The organism is Rhizobium sp. BK316, from assembly GCF_014193695.1.
Lineage (GTDB): Bacteria > Pseudomonadota > Alphaproteobacteria > Rhizobiales > Rhizobiaceae > Rhizobium.
In genome coordinates this window covers 506,865-524,997 of record NZ_JACHZR010000001.1, presented here as the reverse complement: position 1 = coordinate 524,997, position 18,133 = coordinate 506,865, and the positions used below count along the sequence as shown (strand labels likewise).

19 protein-coding genes are annotated in these 18,133 nt (G+C 59.8%); 9 read left to right on the top strand and 10 right to left on the bottom strand.

What is annotated here, in order from left to right:
• The first annotated feature begins 105 nt into the window (after positions 1 to 105).
• Positions 106 to 483: a hypothetical protein gene (locus FHT87_RS02285; protein ID WP_183733008.1), complete on the top strand. Its 378-nt coding sequence runs from the start codon at positions 106 to 108 to the stop codon at positions 481 to 483.
• Positions 484 to 507: 24 nt separating this feature from the next.
• On the opposite strand, the gene FHT87_RS02280 is transcribed toward FHT87_RS02285, so the two are convergent.
• Both FHT87_RS02280 and FHT87_RS02275 read right to left on the bottom strand, forming a co-directional pair.
• Positions 508 to 1,176: a DUF309 domain-containing protein gene (locus FHT87_RS02280; protein WP_246698153.1), complete on the bottom strand. Its 669-nt coding sequence runs from the start codon at positions 1,174 to 1,176 to the stop codon at positions 508 to 510.
• Between the two features lie 25 nt (positions 1,177 to 1,201).
• Positions 1,202 to 2,122: an MYG1 family protein gene (locus FHT87_RS02275; protein WP_183733011.1), complete on the bottom strand. Its 921-nt coding sequence runs from the start codon at positions 2,120 to 2,122 to the stop codon at positions 1,202 to 1,204.
• 484 nt (positions 2,123 to 2,606) lie between these two features.
• On the opposite strand from FHT87_RS02275, the gene FHT87_RS02270 reads away from it, so the two are divergent.
• Both FHT87_RS02270 and FHT87_RS02265 read left to right on the top strand, forming a co-directional pair.
• Positions 2,607 to 2,807, top strand: coding sequence for a DUF4167 domain-containing protein (locus FHT87_RS02270; protein WP_183733014.1), 201 nt, complete (start codon positions 2,607 to 2,609; stop codon positions 2,805 to 2,807).
• The gene (locus tag FHT87_RS02265; protein ID WP_183733017.1) at positions 2,804 to 3,829 is read left to right on the top strand and encodes a fatty acid desaturase; all 1,026 of its coding nucleotides are present in this window, start codon (positions 2,804 to 2,806) and stop codon (positions 3,827 to 3,829) included. The genes FHT87_RS02270 and FHT87_RS02265 overlap by 4 nt, the downstream gene beginning before the upstream one ends.
• A gap of 28 nt (positions 3,830 to 3,857) precedes the next feature.
• Here the strand turns inward: FHT87_RS02265 and FHT87_RS02260 are convergent, their stop codons facing one another.
• Positions 3,858 to 4,661: a LuxR C-terminal-related transcriptional regulator gene (locus FHT87_RS02260; protein ID WP_183733020.1), complete on the bottom strand. Its 804-nt coding sequence runs from the start codon at positions 4,659 to 4,661 to the stop codon at positions 3,858 to 3,860.
• Between the two features lie 190 nt (positions 4,662 to 4,851).
• On the opposite strand from FHT87_RS02260, the gene FHT87_RS02255 reads away from it, so the two are divergent.
• The 5 genes from FHT87_RS02255 to FHT87_RS02235 all read left to right on the top strand — a co-directional run bounded on the left by FHT87_RS02255 (position 4,852) and on the right by FHT87_RS02235 (position 9,664).
• Positions 4,852 to 5,943, top strand: coding sequence for an ABC transporter ATP-binding protein (locus tag FHT87_RS02255; protein WP_183733023.1), 1,092 nt, complete (start codon positions 4,852 to 4,854; stop codon positions 5,941 to 5,943).
• A gap of 22 nt (positions 5,944 to 5,965) precedes the next feature.
• Positions 5,966 to 7,129 carry a spermidine/putrescine ABC transporter substrate-binding protein gene (locus FHT87_RS02250; protein WP_183733026.1) on the top strand — a complete coding sequence of 388 codons (1,164 nt, stop codon included), beginning with the start codon at positions 5,966 to 5,968 and terminating at the stop codon, positions 7,127 to 7,129.
• 82 nt (positions 7,130 to 7,211) lie between these two features.
• Complete coding sequence (locus tag FHT87_RS02245) at positions 7,212 to 8,078, top strand: ABC transporter permease (RefSeq protein WP_183733030.1); 867 nt, start codon at positions 7,212 to 7,214, stop codon at positions 8,076 to 8,078.
• Positions 8,078 to 8,890, top strand: a complete 813-nt coding sequence (locus FHT87_RS02240) for an ABC transporter permease (protein ID WP_183733033.1) — start codon at positions 8,078 to 8,080, stop codon at positions 8,888 to 8,890. The genes FHT87_RS02245 and FHT87_RS02240 overlap by 1 nt, the downstream gene beginning before the upstream one ends.
• Before the next feature lie 12 nt (positions 8,891 to 8,902).
• Positions 8,903 to 9,664, top strand: a complete 762-nt coding sequence (locus FHT87_RS02235) for an SDR family oxidoreductase (protein WP_183733036.1) — start codon at positions 8,903 to 8,905, stop codon at positions 9,662 to 9,664.
• Here the strand turns inward: FHT87_RS02235 and FHT87_RS02230 are convergent.
• The 7 genes from FHT87_RS02230 to FHT87_RS02200 all read right to left on the bottom strand — a co-directional run bounded on the left by FHT87_RS02230 (position 9,661) and on the right by FHT87_RS02200 (position 16,665).
• Complete coding sequence (locus FHT87_RS02230) at positions 9,661 to 10,704, bottom strand: L-idonate 5-dehydrogenase (RefSeq protein ID WP_183733039.1); 1,044 nt, start codon at positions 10,702 to 10,704, stop codon at positions 9,661 to 9,663. The genes FHT87_RS02235 and FHT87_RS02230 overlap by 4 nt on opposite strands.
• Positions 10,705 to 10,713: 9 nt before the next feature.
• On the bottom strand, positions 10,714 to 12,120 hold the full coding sequence (locus FHT87_RS02225; protein ID WP_183733042.1) for a TRAP transporter large permease: 1,407 nt from the start codon (positions 12,118 to 12,120) through the stop codon (positions 10,714 to 10,716).
• Between the two features lie 4 nt (positions 12,121 to 12,124).
• Positions 12,125 to 12,697 carry a TRAP transporter small permease gene (locus FHT87_RS02220; RefSeq protein WP_183733045.1) on the bottom strand — a complete coding sequence of 191 codons (573 nt, stop codon included), beginning with the start codon at positions 12,695 to 12,697 and terminating at the stop codon, positions 12,125 to 12,127.
• A 61-nt stretch (positions 12,698 to 12,758) separates the two neighbouring features.
• Positions 12,759 to 13,733, bottom strand: a complete 975-nt coding sequence (locus FHT87_RS02215) for a sialic acid TRAP transporter substrate-binding protein SiaP (protein ID WP_183733048.1) — start codon at positions 13,731 to 13,733, stop codon at positions 12,759 to 12,761.
• A gap of 23 nt (positions 13,734 to 13,756) precedes the next feature.
• Entirely contained in the window at positions 13,757 to 14,515 is a 759-nt protein-coding gene (locus FHT87_RS02210) for a FadR/GntR family transcriptional regulator (protein ID WP_183799134.1), read from the bottom strand.
• 108 nt (positions 14,516 to 14,623) lie between these two features.
• Entirely contained in the window at positions 14,624 to 15,697 is a 1,074-nt protein-coding gene (locus tag FHT87_RS02205) for an Ldh family oxidoreductase (RefSeq protein ID WP_183799131.1), read from the bottom strand.
• A 113-nt stretch (positions 15,698 to 15,810) separates the two neighbouring features.
• A complete protein-coding gene (locus FHT87_RS02200) occupies positions 15,811 to 16,665 on the bottom strand; it encodes a helix-turn-helix domain-containing protein (RefSeq protein ID WP_183733057.1) in 855 nt (284 codons plus the stop codon).
• 104 nt (positions 16,666 to 16,769) lie between these two features.
• Between FHT87_RS02200 and FHT87_RS02195 the strand changes: the two genes are divergently transcribed.
• Entirely contained in the window at positions 16,770 to 18,086 is a 1,317-nt protein-coding gene (locus FHT87_RS02195; RefSeq protein ID WP_183799128.1) for an alpha-glucosidase/alpha-galactosidase, read from the top strand.
• Positions 18,087 to 18,133: the final 47 nt, after the last annotated feature.

Sequence of the window (18,133 nt, the reverse complement as noted above, 5' to 3'; positions counted from 1 at the left end):
CTACAATTCGAGCCCAAGATTGGGGCGTGTTGTGGCTGCGGGTATCGCCATCGGCGAGCCCGACATTGAAAAAATGATAGGATCGATTGCGAAGGAGAGGCAGCGATGGCCAAGCTTGCAGACATGACGAAGCACCGCGGCTTTCCATCCGGCATGCCGGGGAGCGGCATTCAGTTCACCATCCGCCGCGCGAACCCCAGGGGTGTGACGCCGATCAAGCCCCTTCCTCGCCGTGCGCGGCCGGGCTCATCGGAACACCGGGTCGATGCTGCCTTCCTGCATGCGCTTTGGCACCATTTCGGAGCGGAGCCTTTTGAGCGCGGCAATCTGGACGCCGCCCGACTAAACCTGCTCTTTGGGCGGGAAGTGGTGGCAGCGGACAAGGATTTCGATCCAACATCCTATGAGGCGATGCTTGTGATCAACGAGAAGGTGGCGCGCCAGACTTTCCCGGAATCGTTTGAAGACGTGATGGAGGTTTGAAGGTCACCGGGCATTGGCTCCATGTTAGCTCGCTTGCGGGTCTTCTTCGCGACCAACCGACGCTCTTCTCGTCAATCCGCAATCGCTTCCCAGAATGAAACCGTAGACCGATTCGGGCTGTCCGGGCGCGGTCGCCCTCAAGACCGGTGGAGCGTTCACTGATGCTTCGGCGATATCAGCAAGCATCGCCGGCGACATTCCGAGTGCGTGCGAAAAGGCGTCATGCGGGACTTTAGACAGTTGACGAAACAGCCCGACGGCGCGGCCGGCATGACGCATCGCCGGTGCGCGTTTGCCTTCGCGGATCTTCACACCGGCGGCAGAGAGCAGGATCAGCCCCTTGAGCAACGTGCGCAGCACGCTGCCTCTTTCCGCGACCTGCCAGATCCCTTCCCAGGCTTCATGCGCTTCCCAGTAATAGCCATGGTTGAAAAGGTCCGCTCCCCACGCAAATTCATCGGAATCGAGTGTCGGAAGAACCGGCACAGGTGCGATCTGGTAACTATGCCCCGCCGGATCCCGTACGGGATGGGGCATCCGGCCGGGCAAATAGGCGTAGCGCGGAAAGCTTCTCTGCGGCAGTAAACGAGGACGTTGCATAACCTCAATAGGCATCATGCCGGTGACCATGATCGCAAGCGAAGCACTACGCAAGCCGGCCGACGATCGACCCACTATCGGATCGGATGACATGACATCGTGAACGTCCGCAGTCGTTTTACGAGAGCGCCTCGTCTACGGCGATTTTTGCCATCGCAAGGGCTGCCTCCCGGGTCTTGGCGGCCGCGACGAAGCGTCCCTTGTGGCAGAAGGTTGCTCCTTCGACACCACAGATGCGCTCAAGCTCATGACCGGTAAGACCCGCCCAGGATGCCGGCAGGTCGGCGCGCAGTTCGAAACCCTCGTCAGCACGGCGTATGCCCGTCAGGCACCAGTCGTTTTCCCTGGGGTGAACGACGAAAAGCAGATGGTCGGCCTTCGCCTTTACGATCGCCGCCCGAAAGGGCATTCCCATCGGCAGTTCGAGAACGTGCTCCTGTCCTGTCTCGTTAATTGCATTGAGAACAAGGGCTTCCGCGCGCAGCTTTGCATCCTGCGTCAAGACACCTGCCTCTACGAAACTTCGCGCGATGGAAAGGGCGGCATGGAACGCACGGTCATCGGCCTCGGGATCCTTGGCATCAAAAACCGGCTTCAGGGTTTCCAGCAGAGCCGGCAGCGTGAGGCCAGCCAACTCGCCCGCAATGGAAGGATCAAGCGCGCCATTATCGTTCAGATCGACCGGCAAGACGAACTTGGCGTCGAAGGACGCATGTATCGACGAAACATGCGCATCGGGCACGCCCAATGCTGAGAGATAGTCCGCCCCGTAATGTTTCCAGACCAAGCCGAAGGAACTGTAGGGCCGTCCGTCCTCTCGCACGGGCGCGCCGCGCTGATGGTGGTCGAAAATGCCTGCTGCGGGATCATATTGCCCGCCCACATCATAGATGACGCGATCAGTGCTAGGCGTGATCCATTCGACATTTCGGCTGCGAACGACCTTGGCCTGTGGGAACAGCCGAGTGAGGATGACGCTCGAAAGCAGCTCATCGGCGTGGAATCCGCCGGAATGCGTAACCAGGTATAACGGGGTCATTTTGAGATGCGCCTCGGAGCCAATAATATGTTGCCCGTCCTGATAGCCCGCGTCGGTCGCCAGCTCAACAGTGGGCACGAAAGGCAGCCGCACAAATCTTTCGATCTGGATCGGTTTGAAAGGCTGTTCGGACCTGATGCAGCCACAATGCTGCGGTAGCGACTTTAACATCCGAGGGCCTTGCATCCTCAACGAAGCAGGCATTCGTCGTCCGATTGCCGACGCACGTTTGCAATCTTCCCTTTAGTGATTTGTAATAGCCGCAGTTGAGGATTGCTTCTGCGCATGGATCCCCTGCAAACCAGATCAGAATGACCCTATCTGTTGGCGGCAACGCCGCTTGGCCGATCGCTGACGCACCCGGCTACAGCCTCCCAAGACAAGGCATCAGTTGCAAGCTGTTATGGCGGATCATCGCCGAACAGAGCGATCGAACAACTATTTTCAGACGATCAGGAGCGAACCCTCGCGGTTCGGATTTATCATGAGAAAACACCATTTCGCCCGAGCCGATAGAAATGCTACATCATCGCGGCAGCGCCTGCTGGATCGATACAAGCAGTACCTTCAGTTTGCCGAGCTGAAGTCTTTGGCCGGCGACCGGATCGGCGCAGAAAATGACTACCAGCATGCCGAACACTTCTTCCGCAGCGCTGCTGAACAGAAAGACGCCGACCGACTATGAACGCAACGATGACGGCCGGCCAAGACGCCGGTGCCGAAAAAGCCTGGCTCAAGATTCTCTCGAATTACCGAAAACCCAATACAGGCCGAAGCCTGTACGAACTGGCCGTGACGCTGATCCCGCTTATCCTTCTTTGGGCGGCAGCGTCGGTTGCGATCCACTTCGGCTATTGGTTCGGCTTAATCCTCGTCGTCCCTGCCGCCGGCTTCCTGTTGCGGCTCTTCATGCTGCAACATGATTGCGGGCATGGCTCGTTCTTCGGACGACGTCAGTGGGATGACTGGACGGGACGCGCGATCGGCATTCTCACGCTCACACCTTACGATTATTGGCGCCGCGCGCACGCGGAACATCATGCCTCAGCCGGCAACCTGGATGAGCGGGGGGTCGGTGATATCACCACGTTGACGGTCGAGGAATATCGCGCTCTGACGGGTCGAGGAAAGCTCGCCTATCGCCTATACCGGCATCCACTGGTCATGTTCGGCATTGGCCCTGCCTATCTTTTTCTCTTCAAGCAAAGATTGCCGTTCGGCATGATGCGCTCCGGGGCGTTGCCCTGGATTTCCACGATGGCGACCAACGCCGGCATCGCTGCGCTGGCTGTTCTCCTCATCTGGGCCGTCGGCATCGTTCCCTTTCTGCTGATCCATCTGCCAATCGTTCTGCTTGCCGGATCGGCTGGTGTCTGGCTGTTTTATGTTCAGCACCAATTCGAAGACACCCACTGGTCCAAGCCTCCGGAATGGACGTTTCCCTATTCCGCCATGCACGGTGCCTCGCATTATGATCTGCCGCGCCCTCTGCGGTGGATCACCGCCAATATCGGCATGCACCATGTCCACCATCTGTCGAGCCGAGTGCCGTTTTACAGGTTGCCGGAAGTGCTGCGTGACTATCCGGAACTGGCGAAGCTTGGGCGCATCAACATTCGTGACAGTCTCAGCTGCGTGAAACTCATCCTCTGGGACGAGACGGCACGACGGCTGATTTCGCTGCGTGAGGCAAAGGCGCGCGCCTAACAGCAGTCCCGGGGCGTGTAGCCATCGGTCAGCTCAGATTCTTCAGATAGAGCGAGAGCAGCTGCGTCTGCGAGGAGATGCCGAGCTTGCGGTAGACGTTGCGACGGTGGACCTTCACCGTCCCCGTCGAAATATTGAGCTTCAGGCCGATCGATTCCGACGAATGGCCCTGCAGCACCAGTTCGACGATTGCCGTTTCGCGGCCCGTGAGATTGAGGTCATGCCAGACAGTATCAGCGCGCGGGATGCTCTCGCTTTTGCGGCGGCTTTTGCCTCTGGCCGCGAGCTGCACATCGAAACGCGGCGAGAGCCCGGCCCAATAATGTTTCACCATGCTGGCCACGAGCGGCTCGACCTTCTTCAGCGTGGCGAATTCGGCGGGTGGGAAAGCGCCGGTCTTTTCGCGCCGCATCAGCGACAGCACCACCGTGATATCGCCATCGACAGGTACGAAGAAGCCGATTTCCTCGGCAAGTCCGGTCTGGACGTAATAGGTGCGATAATATTCGCTGGAAAAGAACCGGTCCGGCGCCAGTTCACGCATCCGGAAGACGCCTTCGCGCCTCTCGCGAGCAGTGTGGTAGAAGGGATCAAGCAGGTACGGACCGGCCTGATAGAGCGTCACAAAAACGACGTGCTCTTCGCGATCGAAGGTGCTGTAGAGATCGATCGGCCGCTCTTTTCCGCGATAGGCGAAGACGACAACATAATCGAAGCGCACGAGTGCGGCCATCATCTGGCGGAATGTATCGCCGAAGCCCGCATCCGTCATGGCTGACTTGCCGACAGTAGCGTTGAAAGCAGCAAACAGCGTCTCCAGGTCGATACTCACTAGCCCTTCCCCTGTGCCATGCCGGGCAATTGCGCGCAGCCCGGATATACACCTTCCACGAAACGATGTGTGCCTAAATACCTCTCTCGGGGTATATACCGTGCAGGAAGCTCAGGCTTACTCTTTCCTTAACGACGGTGGCAATAAGGCAGCGACAGACTGCCATTCCAACCAACCGCAGGGAACAGACGTGGCATCCGCTTCGACGAACGATATCGAATTCCGTTCGGTCACAAAGAACTATGGCGCCGTGACCGCTGTAACGGACATCAACCTTACTGTGCCAAAGGGCGCGTTCCTGGCACTGCTCGGGCCTTCGGGCTGCGGCAAGACGACGTGCCTGCGCATGATCGGCGGTTTTGAACAGCCGAGCGAAGGCACGGTGCTGATCGACGGGGACGAGATGAATGGCGTTCCGGCCTATCGCCGCCCCGTCAACATGGTCTTCCAGCACTATGCGCTGTTTCCGCATTTCAACGTCGAGCAGAACGTCGCCTATGGGCTGAAGCAGATGCGCCCAAAGATCGCGGCGAAGGAGATCGACCGGCGTGTCGCCGAAGCGCTCGAGATGGTTCGGCTTGGCGGCTTTGCCAAGCGGCGGATCCATGAAATGTCGGGAGGCCAGCAGCAGCGTGTGGCGCTCGCCCGCGCCATCGTCAACCGCCCTTCCGTGCTGCTGCTCGACGAACCTCTGGCAGCACTCGACAAGAAGCTGCGCTCGGCGATGCAGATCGAGCTGCAAACCCTGCAGCGAGAACTCGGCATCACCTTCGTCCTCGTCACCCACGATCAGGAAGAGGCGCTTTCGATGGCTGATGTGGTCTGCGTCATGAGTGCCGGCCGCATCCGTCAACTCGGCAGCCCGCAGGAAGTCTATGACCGCCCGGCCGATCTTTTCGTCGCCGATTTCGTCGGCAAGACGAACCGTATCACCGCTGCGATGGAAGCCGACGGCACGACATTGCGGCTTGCGGACGGGTCGGCAATCCCCTCAGGCAAGCAGCTGGCGTCGGGCGACGTCATCGCTGCACTCCGCCCCGAGGCGATCCATCTGACACGCAAAGCGGCGTCATCAGGCACGTCGTTCAGGGGGACCGTGACGCACCGCATCTTCCTCGGCTCGTCCGCCGAATATGCCGTCAGCGTGCCGGGGCTCGGCGACTTCCTGATCACGGCCGACCGCCGCAGCATGAACGAGAGCGATCTCGTGGAACCTGGCGAAGAGGTTTTCCTCGGTTTCGACCCCGCCGCCATCCATGTCTTTCCAGCATCGAATGCATAAACCAAAACAAGGGAACAGCATCATGAGCAAGGATTATAAAGACAATCTGCCCATTTCTGCCGAAGGTTTTATGGACGAGTTCATGCGCCTGAAGCGCGGTTCCGTCAGCCGCCGGCACTTCCTCGGCATTACCGGCCTCGGTCTTGCGACCGCCGTGCTGTCGCGTTTCCCGGGTGCGCTGTCGACATCAGCCTATGCGGCAGAAGATCTCGGCACGCAGATGTCGATCGCCACATGGCCGAACTACCATGACCCGGCGACCTTCGAGAATTTCAAGGCGGCAACCGGCGTTGCCGTCGAGGTCAACGTCTTCGGTTCGAATGAGGAAATGCTCGCCAAGCTGCAGGCCGGTGCCTCCGGCTGGTCGCTCTTCGTGCCGACCAACTACACGATCTCGACCCACCACAAGCTTGGCCTCATCGACGAGCTCGACCTTTCGAAGATCCCGAACTTCAGCCAGGCAAGCGAAAGCCCACGCTTCACCAAGGAAGGCCAGATCGATGGCAAGACCTATGCCGTGCCAAAGAACTGGGGCACGACCGGCTTCTCCGTCAATACGTCCAAGATCAAGACCAAGCTTTCGAGCTGGAAGGACTTTTTCGAGATCGCCCAGACGGAAGCTGACGGTCGCGCCATGGTGCATGACTATCAGCTGACGACGATCGGCAGTGCGCTTGTTTCGCTCGGCTACGACTTCAATTCGATCAAGGCCGACGAACTTGCCAAGGCGGAAGAGCTGCTAATCAAGGTCAAGCCGCATCTCTTCGCCATCAACTCCGACTATCAGCCGTCGATGCGCTCGACCGATGCGTGGCTCACCATGTGCTGGACCAATGACGGCGCGCAGCTCAACCGCGACATGCCGGAGCTTGCCTATATCCTCGGCACCGACGGCGGCGAGATCTGGACTGACTATTACGCGATCCCGAAGGATGCGCCGAACAAGGCCGCCGGTTACGCGCTGCTCAACTACCTGATGGACCCGCAGAATGCGGTGAAGGAGCACATTGCCAACGGTGCGCCGACCACAGACAGCCGCGTCATCGCGCTGCTGCCGAAGGAGGTCACCTCCAACAAGATCGTCTATCCGGACGAAGCAGCACTGACACCGCTCGAGTTCGGTGCCGCCGTGACACTCACCGATCCGGGCCGCGCCGAACTGATGGCGCGCTTCAAGTCGGCATAAGACCATCTTGCATCCCGGCTTCCCCCGCCCTGCAGCGGGGAAGCCGGTTCAGCTTCCTGATCCGGTGGATGAAGATCAAGCCATGCCCCTGCCCCACGCCACCAAACGGCGCCTGATCACCGCGGCCCTGGTCGGCCCGGCCAGTGTCTGGCTGTTCGTCTTCCTGGTGCTGCCCTTCATCGCGATCATCGTCTTTGCCTTCGGCGAACGGGCGCCGGAAGGCGGCTATCAGGCGGCTTTCACCTTTGAACAGTTCGCCAATCTCGGGGCTCGCTCGGCAGCCTTCGTCAATACACTGATCCTGGCGCCAATCGGGGCGGCTGCCTGCCTCATCGTCGCCTATCCGGTCGCCTATTATCTGGCGGTCAAGGCGAGCCCGCAGCGCCGGTTGCTGCTTGTCTCGCTTGTCGTGGTACCCTTCTGGACCAGCCTGCTGGTGCGCACCTATGCCTGGATGTATCTGCTTGGCGCGCGGGGCATTCCGCACCTGCTTGAATTCGTCGGCATCGAAAATGTCAGGCTGATCAATACGCCGGGTGCGGTGCTGCTCGGCATCGTCTACGGCTACCTGCCGCTGATGATCATGCCGATCTATGTCAACCTCGAAAAGCTGGATCGCCGGCTGCTCGAAGCTTCGGCCGACCTTGGTGCAAAGCCTATCTCGACCTTCTTCGGTATTACCCTGCCCCTGTCGCTGCCGGGCGTGATGACCGGCGTTGCGCTGGTGACGATCCTGCTTCTCGGTGAGTACCTGATCCCGCAGCTTCTCGGCGGCGGCAAGGTGTTCTTCATCGGCAATGCGCTTGTCGATCTCTTCCTGCAATCACGCAACTGGCCGTTCGGATCGGCGATTGCCGTCACGCTGGTTGCCGTTGTCGTCATCGTGCTGCTTGTCGCCATGCGTATCGCCTGGCGCGTCGCCGGTACCCGGCAGGTGGACCTCATCTGATGCGCGCACTCGTCACCTTCGTCTACCTGTTCCTCTACACGCCGATCGCGCTCGTCGTGCTGTTCTCCTTCAATGCCGGCCGCAATGCCAGCGAGTTCACCGGCTTCTCCACGCAATGGTATGGGCGGGCGCTTTCGAACACTTTCCTGATGGAAGCGCTGCGCAACAGCCTGATCATAGCCTTTACCAGCGCTGCACTTGCAGCGATTTTCGGCACCATGGCCGCGATCGGCATGGAGCGGCTCGGTGCCCGGACGCGTGCGGTTTTCGACGCGCTCTTTGCGGCAGCAATCGTCGTGCCCGGTGTCGTCATCGGCATCGCAACGCTGGTTGCCCTCGTCGAGGTCTTCGGCTTCGTCAATCCTGTTATCGCCGCCCTCTGGCCGGGCGATCAACCGCCGAAGCTGGCACTCGGTTACGGCTCGATCATTGCCGCCCACGGGCTTTTCACCATGGCGCTGGTGACGATGATCGTGAAAGCGCGCATCGCGAGCCTCGGGCGCGATATCGTCGAGGCCTCCAGCGATCTCTATGCGACACCGTTCACCACCTTCCGGCAGATCGTGCTGCCGCAAATCATGCCGTCGATCCTGGCGGGTTTTCTGCTCGCCTTCACCTTTTCCTTCGACGATTTCATCATCGCCTTCTTCGTGGCCGGCTCGAATACGACGCTGCCGATCTATGTCTTCGCCTCCATTCGCCGCGGCGTAACGCCTGAGATCAATGCGGTCGCAACGATGGTGCTGATCGCCTCGCTTGCCCTCATTTTCATCGCGCGCTTCCTGATGCGTGAAAAGACAACGACAAACTGACCGGGGAAATGCATGATATTGAGAGATCGCGTTGCAATCGTTACGGGCGCAGGCTCGGGCATCGGTCGGGCCGGCGCACAGATCATGGCGCGCGAAGGCGCCCATGTCGTCGTTGCCGATATCAACTTCGCGAATGCCGAAGAGACTGTCGAGCTGATTGCTGAGGCCGGCGGCAGCGCCGAAAGCCTGGTGGTCGATGTGACCGACGACAGGGCGCTTGAAACCGGCATAACCGCTACTGCCGTACGCCATGGCCGGATCGACATTTTGCACAATCACGCGGGTGCTCAGGTCGCCGGAGATCTGGAGCAGGTCGCCGTGGAAGGCTTCGACAAGTCCTGGAGCCTGAATGTGCGGGCGCATTTCATGGCAGCGCGTTTCGTTATGCCGATCATGAAAAACGCCGGCAAAGGCGTTATCCTCAATACATCCTCCTCGTCGGGCGTGCTCTACGACCGCGAAATGATCGCCTATACGACCACCAAACATGCTGTCATCGCCATGACCCGGCAGATGGCGGGCGACTATGCAAAATTCGGCGTTCGCGTGAACGCACTCTGTCCCGGATGGGTCGACACGCCGTTCAATGAACCATTCATCGCGCAAATGGGTGGACGCGGTGCGATCGAAGGCTACATCGCCGAGAAGGTGCCGCTCGGCCGCTGGGCGGATGTGTCGGAAATCGCCGAGCCGATCCTGTTTCTCGTTTCGGACCGCTCCTCTTACATGACGGGGCAGATCCTCGTCGTCGATGGTGGCGAAACCATCGTTTAGGGCGAGTGGAAGGTCAATTGCACCTTGCAGGCCAGCGAACGGTCGCCGGCAATTTCGAAGGCTGAAACGGCGTCTTCGAGCGGCATTCTGTGGCTGATGATCGGCCGCACATCGATCTTCCGGCGCGAGATCAGGTCGACGGCGGTCGCGAACTCCTCATGAAAGCGCTGTGTTCCGTGGATGTGCAGTTCCTTGCCGACGATGGCGTTGAGAGGCACCGGTACGTCGCCTGAGACGCCCACCTGGACGATGGTGCCGCGCGGCCGGGCCGCCGCAATAGCGCTATGGATGGCTGGGGCGGCGGCGGAACATTCGAACACGAGATCGAAATAGCCTTTTCCTGACTGGAATTCGGCAAATGACTCTGCATCCCGGACCGCGTTGATCGTGCGGCTGGCGCCGATGGCTTTCGCCCGCGCGAGCGCCGCATCGGCAAGATCCGTGACGACAATCTCTGCCGCCTCATAATGACTGACAACGGCAACCATCAGGGAACCGATCGGTCCGGCACCTGTTACCAGGACTTTTTTGCCGGCAATGCCTGGCGCACGCGATGCGGCATGCAGGCAGACGGACAGAGGCTCGCTGCAGGCCGCTTCCGCAGCCGTTATCGAGGCTCCAACCTCAATGCATTGTTGGGCCGGCACCACCAGCCATTCCCGGAACATGCCCTGCTCATGCGGCAGGCGCATCGCACTGCCCATGAAGCGCATTTCCAGGCAGTGGATCGGCAAGCCTATGTTGCAATATTCGCAAGCACCGCAGGGCTGGCTCGGATTGACCGCGACCAGCGTGCCGGCCTTCAAGGTTACACCTTCACCTGCCTGCTCTACGGTTCCGGCGGCCTCGTGACCGGGTATCATCGGCTCGCGAATCCGGACCGGTCCGAAACCGCCATCCTGGTAATAATGCAGGTCAGAGCCGCAGATGCCTGCGGCTGCCATCTTCAAAAGCACCTCACCGGGGCCGGGGGCTGCGACCGGAGCGGTCTCGATCCGCAAATCGCCCTTCGCATAAAGCCGTGCCAGACGGGTCTGCATCGCACTCCCCTACTTCAGAAGCCCGAGCTGCTGTGGCAGCCACAGGGATACGGAGGGAACAAAGGTGATCAGGATCAAGGCGATGAAAAGCGGCGCAAGCCAAGGCAGGATCGCCATAGTCGTGCGCTCTACGGATAGTTTTGCCACCCGCGACAGTACGAAAAGTACCATGCCGAGCGGTGGATGCAAAAGGCCGATCATCAGGTTCAGGGTCATGATGAGGCCGAACTGGACCGGGTCGATGCCGAATTTCGCAACGATCGGCAGTAGGATCGGCACGAGGATGGTAATGGCCGCGATCGTGTCCAGGAAGCAGCCGACGAAGAGCATCAGCAGGTTCACGAGAATCAGGAACACCCATTTGTTGTCGGTGATCGACAGGATCGCGTCAGACAGAAGCTGTGCCGCCTGGCTCACCGTCAGCAACCATGCGAAGACCGAAGCGGCAGTGACGATGAAGAGAACGGAAGCCGTCGTCTCGATCGTGTCGAAACTCGCCTTGGCAAGAGTCGAGAGCGTCATCGTGCGGTAGCGCACAAGGCCGAGAAACAGCGACCAGAGCACAGCGGCGACGGCCGCTTCCGTCGGCGTGAACCAGCCCATGGTCATGCCGCCGATCAGGATGACCGGCGTCATCAGCGCCATGACGGCAGAAAAGCGAAAATACCAGTCGAGCGCCAGAAGCACGACAAGGGCAATGCCCGCCGCGGCGTTCATTGATACGCCTGATCGCATCATCACGTAAATCGACAACGGGACGAGCAGGACGACGACGATCTCCAAACCTGCGGAAAGGAGTTGCTTGACGTCGAATGGCGCATCGGAACCCCAGCGCTTCACGTAGGCAAAAGCTGCGACGGTGATCATCATCAGCAACGTCATGACGACGCCCGGCAGGATGCCGGCCATGAAAAGAGCTCCGATCGAGACATTGGCCATCATACCGTAGATTACGAAGGGCAAGGACGGCGGGAAGATCGGCCCGAGCGTGGCGGAAGCCGCTGTTACCCCGACTGCTGCCTCGACCGGATAGCCGTGATCCTTCATGGCCTTGATCTCGATCGTCCCGATGCCTGCCGCATCGGCGAGCGCAGTGCCCGACATGCCCGAGAAGATGACGGAACCGATGATATTGACCTGCGCGAGACCACCCTTCATCCAGCCGACGAGCGCGACGGCGAAGGAATAGATGCGGCCGGTGACACCAGCCGAATTCATGAGATTGCCGGCAAGGATGAAGAAGGGAACAGCGAGAAGCGGGAAACTTTCTACACCCGCGATCATTCGCTGGGCGACGATGATGTCAGGCGCAACGCCGTAGAGGACAATGTAGAGAACGGATGCGACGGCCATCGAGATTGCGACGGGCACGCCGATCAGCATCAGCAGCAGAAACGAGCCAAGCAAGAGCAGCATCAGGTCATCCTTCGACAGCGTGGAATTCTTCGGGGCGCTCCAGAACGGAATAGCCGCGGCGCATATTGGCGATGAAGACGATCACCGCGCGGATCAGCATCAGCACGAAGGCAGCAAGCACGCTGTAGAAGACGATGTTGCGCGGCAAATCGACGGTGACCATCTGCTCGTCGGCGACGATCTGCACGTAACGCCACATCAGATAGCAGCCGTAAGCGAAGAAACCGATGCGGACGATATCGACGAACGTTGCGAGAACGCGCGCGAGGCCTGCCGGCATGTAATGGTAGAAGACGTCCACCTGGATGTGGCGCGACGTGCGCACACACATGACGGCGCCCAAGAAAACGACGCCGATCAGGCAGTTCACGGCGATCTCCTCGGTCCAGGCATAGCTGTTGTTCAACACATAGCGGGTGAAGAACTGCAGGAAAACGCAGCCGGCCATCAGCCAGAAGACGATCAGCGTAATCCAGTCTTCGATGGCGTAGTCCGAGACATTGGCGGTGGGCGCATGCCCTTCGAACTCGTGGCCGATCTCCTCGGCGGTGATTTGCGTGTGGACTTCTTGAGACATGATCGGCCTTATTCCGATTGGGGAAGAAGGGCGCGCAGCGCTCCCGCGCGCCCCCGGGCTCTTACTGGATCGCGCGGATCGCTTCCCAATCGGCTTTCTCGTAGCCGAAGTCCTCGAACTTGACCTTTTCCGCAACCGTCTTCTCGAAGTCGGCCTTGTCGACCTCGGTGACGCTCAGACCCTTCTCCTTGAAGGTAGTGATCAGGCCGTTTTCCTTGCCCTCGATGGTCTTGGTCGTGCGCTGGGCCGCTTCCTGCATGACATCGCCGAAGATCTTCTTGTCCTCGTCGGAAAGGCTCGACCAGAGCGTCTTCGAGATCACCGTATTCAGGTGGTCGACGATATGACCGGTCAGAATGATATTCTTCTGGACCTCATAGAACTTCTTGGCCTCAATCGTCGTCAGAGGGTTTTCCTGGGCTTCGACCGTGCCGTTCTGCAAAGCGAGATAGACCTCGGCAAAAGCGATCGGCGTTGTGTTGGCGCCGCAGGCGCGCGGCATGGCGAGGTAGGCCGGAACGTCAGGCACGCGGATCTTCAGGCCCTGCATGTCGGCGCATTTGGCGATCGGCTTATTGGCTGTCGTTTGGCGTGTGCCGTAATAGCTGACGGCGGCGATGTGGTTGCCGGTCTTGTCTTCATAGCCCTTGGCGAGGCGCTTGAAGACGTCGCTCTTTGTATAGGCGATCAGGTGTTCCGGACTGCGGAAGATGTAGGGGAAATAGGTGACGCCGATCGGCTTGTAGTCGCGGGCAGCAAAGCTTGATCCGGAAATGATGATATCGACCGTTCCGAGCTTGAGGCCCTGGTTGATATCCGCTTCCTTGCCGAGCTGCGAGGCCGGATAGACTTCGATCTTGTAGCGGCCGTTGGTGCGCTTGTTGATCTCTTCCGCGGCCCAGACGGAATCCGTGTGGAAGGGTTCCGAGGTCTCGTAGACATGCGCCCATTTCAGCACGGTCTGGGCATGGGCGATCGCCGTTGTCGCCATGATAGCGGCGGCGGTGCAGAGTATCGTTGTCAGTTTCAACTTCATCGCTCTCTCCTCCTGAGCTCTGGTTAGATGATTACTTTTCCCTTGTTTGGCCCGGCCACACGGCCGCGCCCCTCCTCGCCCGAGAACTCCTCCCCGAAGCTTTCGGAAAACCTCTTCTGCGAATTCGTCAGATGCGTGCGCATGGCGGCCTTCGCCCCCGCCGCATCGCCTGCGGCGATCGCGTCGCGGATGGCCCGGTGCTCTTCCAGCGCGCTGCGCCACGACACCGGTCCTTCGAAATGGCTGGCAAGCCTCTCGAAATATGGTGTCATCCGCATGTCGAACATTTCGCCGGTGACCCGGATCAAGGTCGCGTTGCCGATGATTGCGGCAATGCCGGTATGAAAGGCGCGGTCGGCGACAAGCACGGCCCGTGCATCATCCACGACACCACTCATCGCACTCAGCGCCGCATCGAGAACGGCAATGTCTTCCGGTCGGGCGCACTTTGCGGCTTCCTCTGATATTGCGCATTCGATGATGGCGCGTGCCTGCAGCAGCTCGAAAGGCCCTTCGACAGGTTCGCGCTCGTTGCCAGTCCCTTCGGCCGCATGTTTACGCGTGACGTAGATGCCGGAGCCCATGCGGATATTGATGTAGCCCTCAACTTCCAGTACGATCAGCGCCTCGCGCAGCGTGGGGCGCGAAACCGAAAGTTGCTCCGCGAGCTCGCGCTCAGCCGGCAACCTCTGACCGACGGCGAGTTCGCCTCGGATAATCATCATACGAATCTGATCCGCCACCTGCCTGTAAAGGCGGCGTGATTCAACTGCCGAAAACATCGTGGCCTCCCCGGCGCGCTTCTCCTCAAGCGCACAACTGGTCAACTGGCCTGACCAATTAACTCAAGCTATCATTGGGAAAGTTGCGCGTCAATCCGCCGCACTCATTCAGGCCGGGCTGACCAGTCGATAACGGGAGGCAAGCGTTCTGAAGGCGTCGACCGTCGCCGGGTCCAGCGTGACGCCATGTTTTTCCCGCTCGGCGGCGACAGCCCATTCCCGGTCACCGGGCGCGAGCACCTTGAAGCCTTTCCGCGCAGGGGAAGCCCTCAAGGTTTCGACGTAGCGTTTCATGGCAGCATCGAAGGTTTCAATGTCGAGGAAGGCTGCTGGATTGAGGGCGATGACGAAGGCGCCGAGCCCACGCGGGGTCGAGAAATCCGGGCCAGGCATCGGAGCGATATCGAAACTCAGCTTCATGCCTGTAAGCACCGCGCTCAGGATCTCGGGAATGCCGGCAAGCCCCGCGCCCTTGAAGCCGAATTCGCCGCCGAGAGGCGCCAGCATGTCGGCCACATCGGGATCAGTCGTATTGTAACCCCGTTCATCCGACGCGACACCTTCCGGCAGTTGTCGGCCGAGGCTGCGATAGAGCTGCACGCGGTTATAGGGTACAGCGCTTGTCGCCATGTCGAAGAGCCAGGGATTGTCTCCCTTGACCGGCACGGCACAGGCAATCGGGTTGGTGCCATGGAAGCGCATGGCGCCGTCATGCAGGCGAACGAAGCTATCGGAATTGCAGAAGGTGAAACCGATGAAACCACGTTCAGCGGCGTCGAGCGCATAGGCGCCTGCCGGACCAAAATGCGAGGAATTGCGGATGGCGACGGCACCAATCCCGAACTCACCGGCCAAGCGCGTCGCACGCTCCATGGCCGTATAAGTCGCAAGGGCGCCGTGGGCATTATCCGCATCAAGCGAAGCGACCGCGCCGAACATGTTGGAGACGGAGAGCTTTGGGCTTGGATTGAGACGTCCCTGCGTCAATCCCTTCACATAATGCGCAAGCAGACGCACACCGTGGCTGTCGATGCCGTAGCGTGTGCCGTGCAGCATTCCCCGTGTCGCAGCGTCGGCTGTCGGCTCGTCAGCGCCGGCTGCAAGCAGGACCTGTCGGCAAAAATCCTCGATGACAGCCAGGGGCACCAGAGCGCCGGAAGGGTTGGTGCTATCACTTGCCATAGGTTCAATCCATTTCGCTCTATCGCTAGCAGGTCCAAGCATTCTATCCCTCATAGCTTAGCGCGCTGGCCGGGGGATTCGATAGCTGTCTCGCGCCCAGACCTGGTGCCCTGTCACGGCTTACCCAGCGACAGGCGGAATTGCCGGGGCGTGGTGCCGGTCCGCTGCTTGAAGATATCGTAGAACCGGCTGCTGGAGCCGAAGCCACAGTCCAGAGCAATTTCCAGGATCGAGTCTTCGGTTTCAGCCAGCCGCTGCATTGCTCTCGCAAGGCGATATCGCGTCAGATATTCCATCACGGAAATACCGAGCACATCGCGAAACGCCCGGTTGGCGGTGGTCGGATGAACATTGGCGCGCCTTCCCAGCAGCTCCAGGCTGAGCTGCTCGGAAAAATGTCTGTTTATCAGATCGGTCAGCACCTCGGAGTGGCGGATCGCAGGGCTTATAGGCGTCGCGGCCACCGCCACCGAAGAGCCCTCACCGTCGGCGTGATCGAGAATAAGCCGGCGCAATCGGAGCTTGGCCTCCTCGGCAATCAGCTGACGCCGCACCGGATCACCCCTGCCCCATTCCTCGACCCATGCAGAGACGGTTAGCGGTGTCGTCTCACGGCGGTGGGGCTCGACCACGAAGGCGCCTTGCATGATCGCCTGCCTCGCCTTCTTGTCTATGGACAGAGCAAGAAAATCGACGAGCGGAAGATAGAGGCAGATGAGCGGCGCTTCCTGCGTCACCAGAATCGTCTGATGAGGAATGGCCGCCCAGAACAGGACAAGGCGGCCGGCCTCGACCTGCTCTTGCCGGCCATTGAAGAGATAGGTCATAGCTCCGTCGAGAAGCAGGTTGATTTCGACATGGTCGTGCCAATGTGCAGCGCTCATGGCATCTGCCGTGTGACGCTCGATCAGAAAGCCGCGTGGCGATCCCGTCCATTCGCCACTTGTGTCGGAATGATCGTCTTTCATGTCACTCTCGCGCTTCGATCCGGGAATATTAACGCCATTAAGCGGAAGAAATTCTGATTTGGAAGAGGCAAAGACAAGGCAACCTTGATTGGCGGGAGACCAAAATGCCGAAGATTTGCCTCGTGGGTGCGGGCAGCACCGTTTTTGCGCAGAATATTCTGGGGGATGTGCTGTCGACGCCTTCCGGCAGCAACTATGTCATCAGCCTCTTCGACATCGATCCCGAGCGGCTGAAGACATCCGAGATTGTCGCAAGGCGCATCTGCGAGGCGCTCAATCTGCGCAAGGTGAAGATCGAAGCCACCCTCGATCGTCGCGAAGCGCTGCGCGGATCAGATTTCGTCATCCTGATGATGCAGGTCGGCGGCTATAGGCCGGCGACGGTTACGGACTTCGATGTGCCGAAGAAATATGGCCTGCGGCAGACCATCGCCGACACGCTCGGCATCGGCGGAATCTTCCGCGGGCTTCGCACCATACCGGTACTGGAAGCGATCTGCCGCGATATGGAAGAGGTCTGCCCCGGCGCATTGCTCATGCAATATGTGAACCCGATGGCGATCAATTGCTGGGCCATCAAGGAGCTGGCGCCGTCCATCCGTACGGTCGGCCTTTGCCACAGCGTCCAGCATACAGCCGCTCATCTCGCGACATGCCTTAGCGAAGACATCGCCGACATCAACTATATTTCGGCGGGCATCAACCACATCGCCTTCTTCCTGAAATACGAGAAGCTGCACGCCGATGGCAGACGCGAGGATCTCTATCCCCGCCTGACGGCGCTTGCCGGTGAGGGTCGCGTACCAACCGACGACCGGGTCCGCTTTGACGTGCTGAAGCGGCTCGGCCATTTCGTGACGGAATCGAGCGAACATTTCTCGGAATATACGTCCTGGTACATCAAGGACCGCCGCCCCGAACTCATCGACAAGCTCAATATCCCGCTCGACGAATATATCAGCCGCTGCGAGAGGCAGATCTCCGAATGGCATGCGCTGCGCCGGGATCTCGAGGGCGACAAGCCGATCGACGTCTGCCGCAGCAACGAATATGCCGCCGGCATCATTCACGCTGTTGTCACCGGCAAGCCGGCCCTGATCTACGGCAATGTTCCGAACAACGGCCTGATCGAGAACCTCCCGCCCGAATGTGTCGTGGAAGTGCCCTGCCATGTCGACAGAAACGGTATCCAGCCAACCCGTATCGGCAGGATCCCGTCACAGCTTGCGGCAGTTATGAAGCTCAGCATTTCGGTTCAGGAGCTTACAGTAGAAGCGGCGCTGACACGGAAGCGCGACCGCATCTACCAAGCAGCCCTGCTCGATCCGCACACGTCGGCCGAACTGTCTCCAGACGAGATCTGGAGCCTCGTCGACGACCTGATCGAGGCGCATGGTGACCTTCTGCCTGGATATCACTAAGCCCGTTCCTACGCGGGTTCTCTCATACAAAACACTCTGCGGCAGGC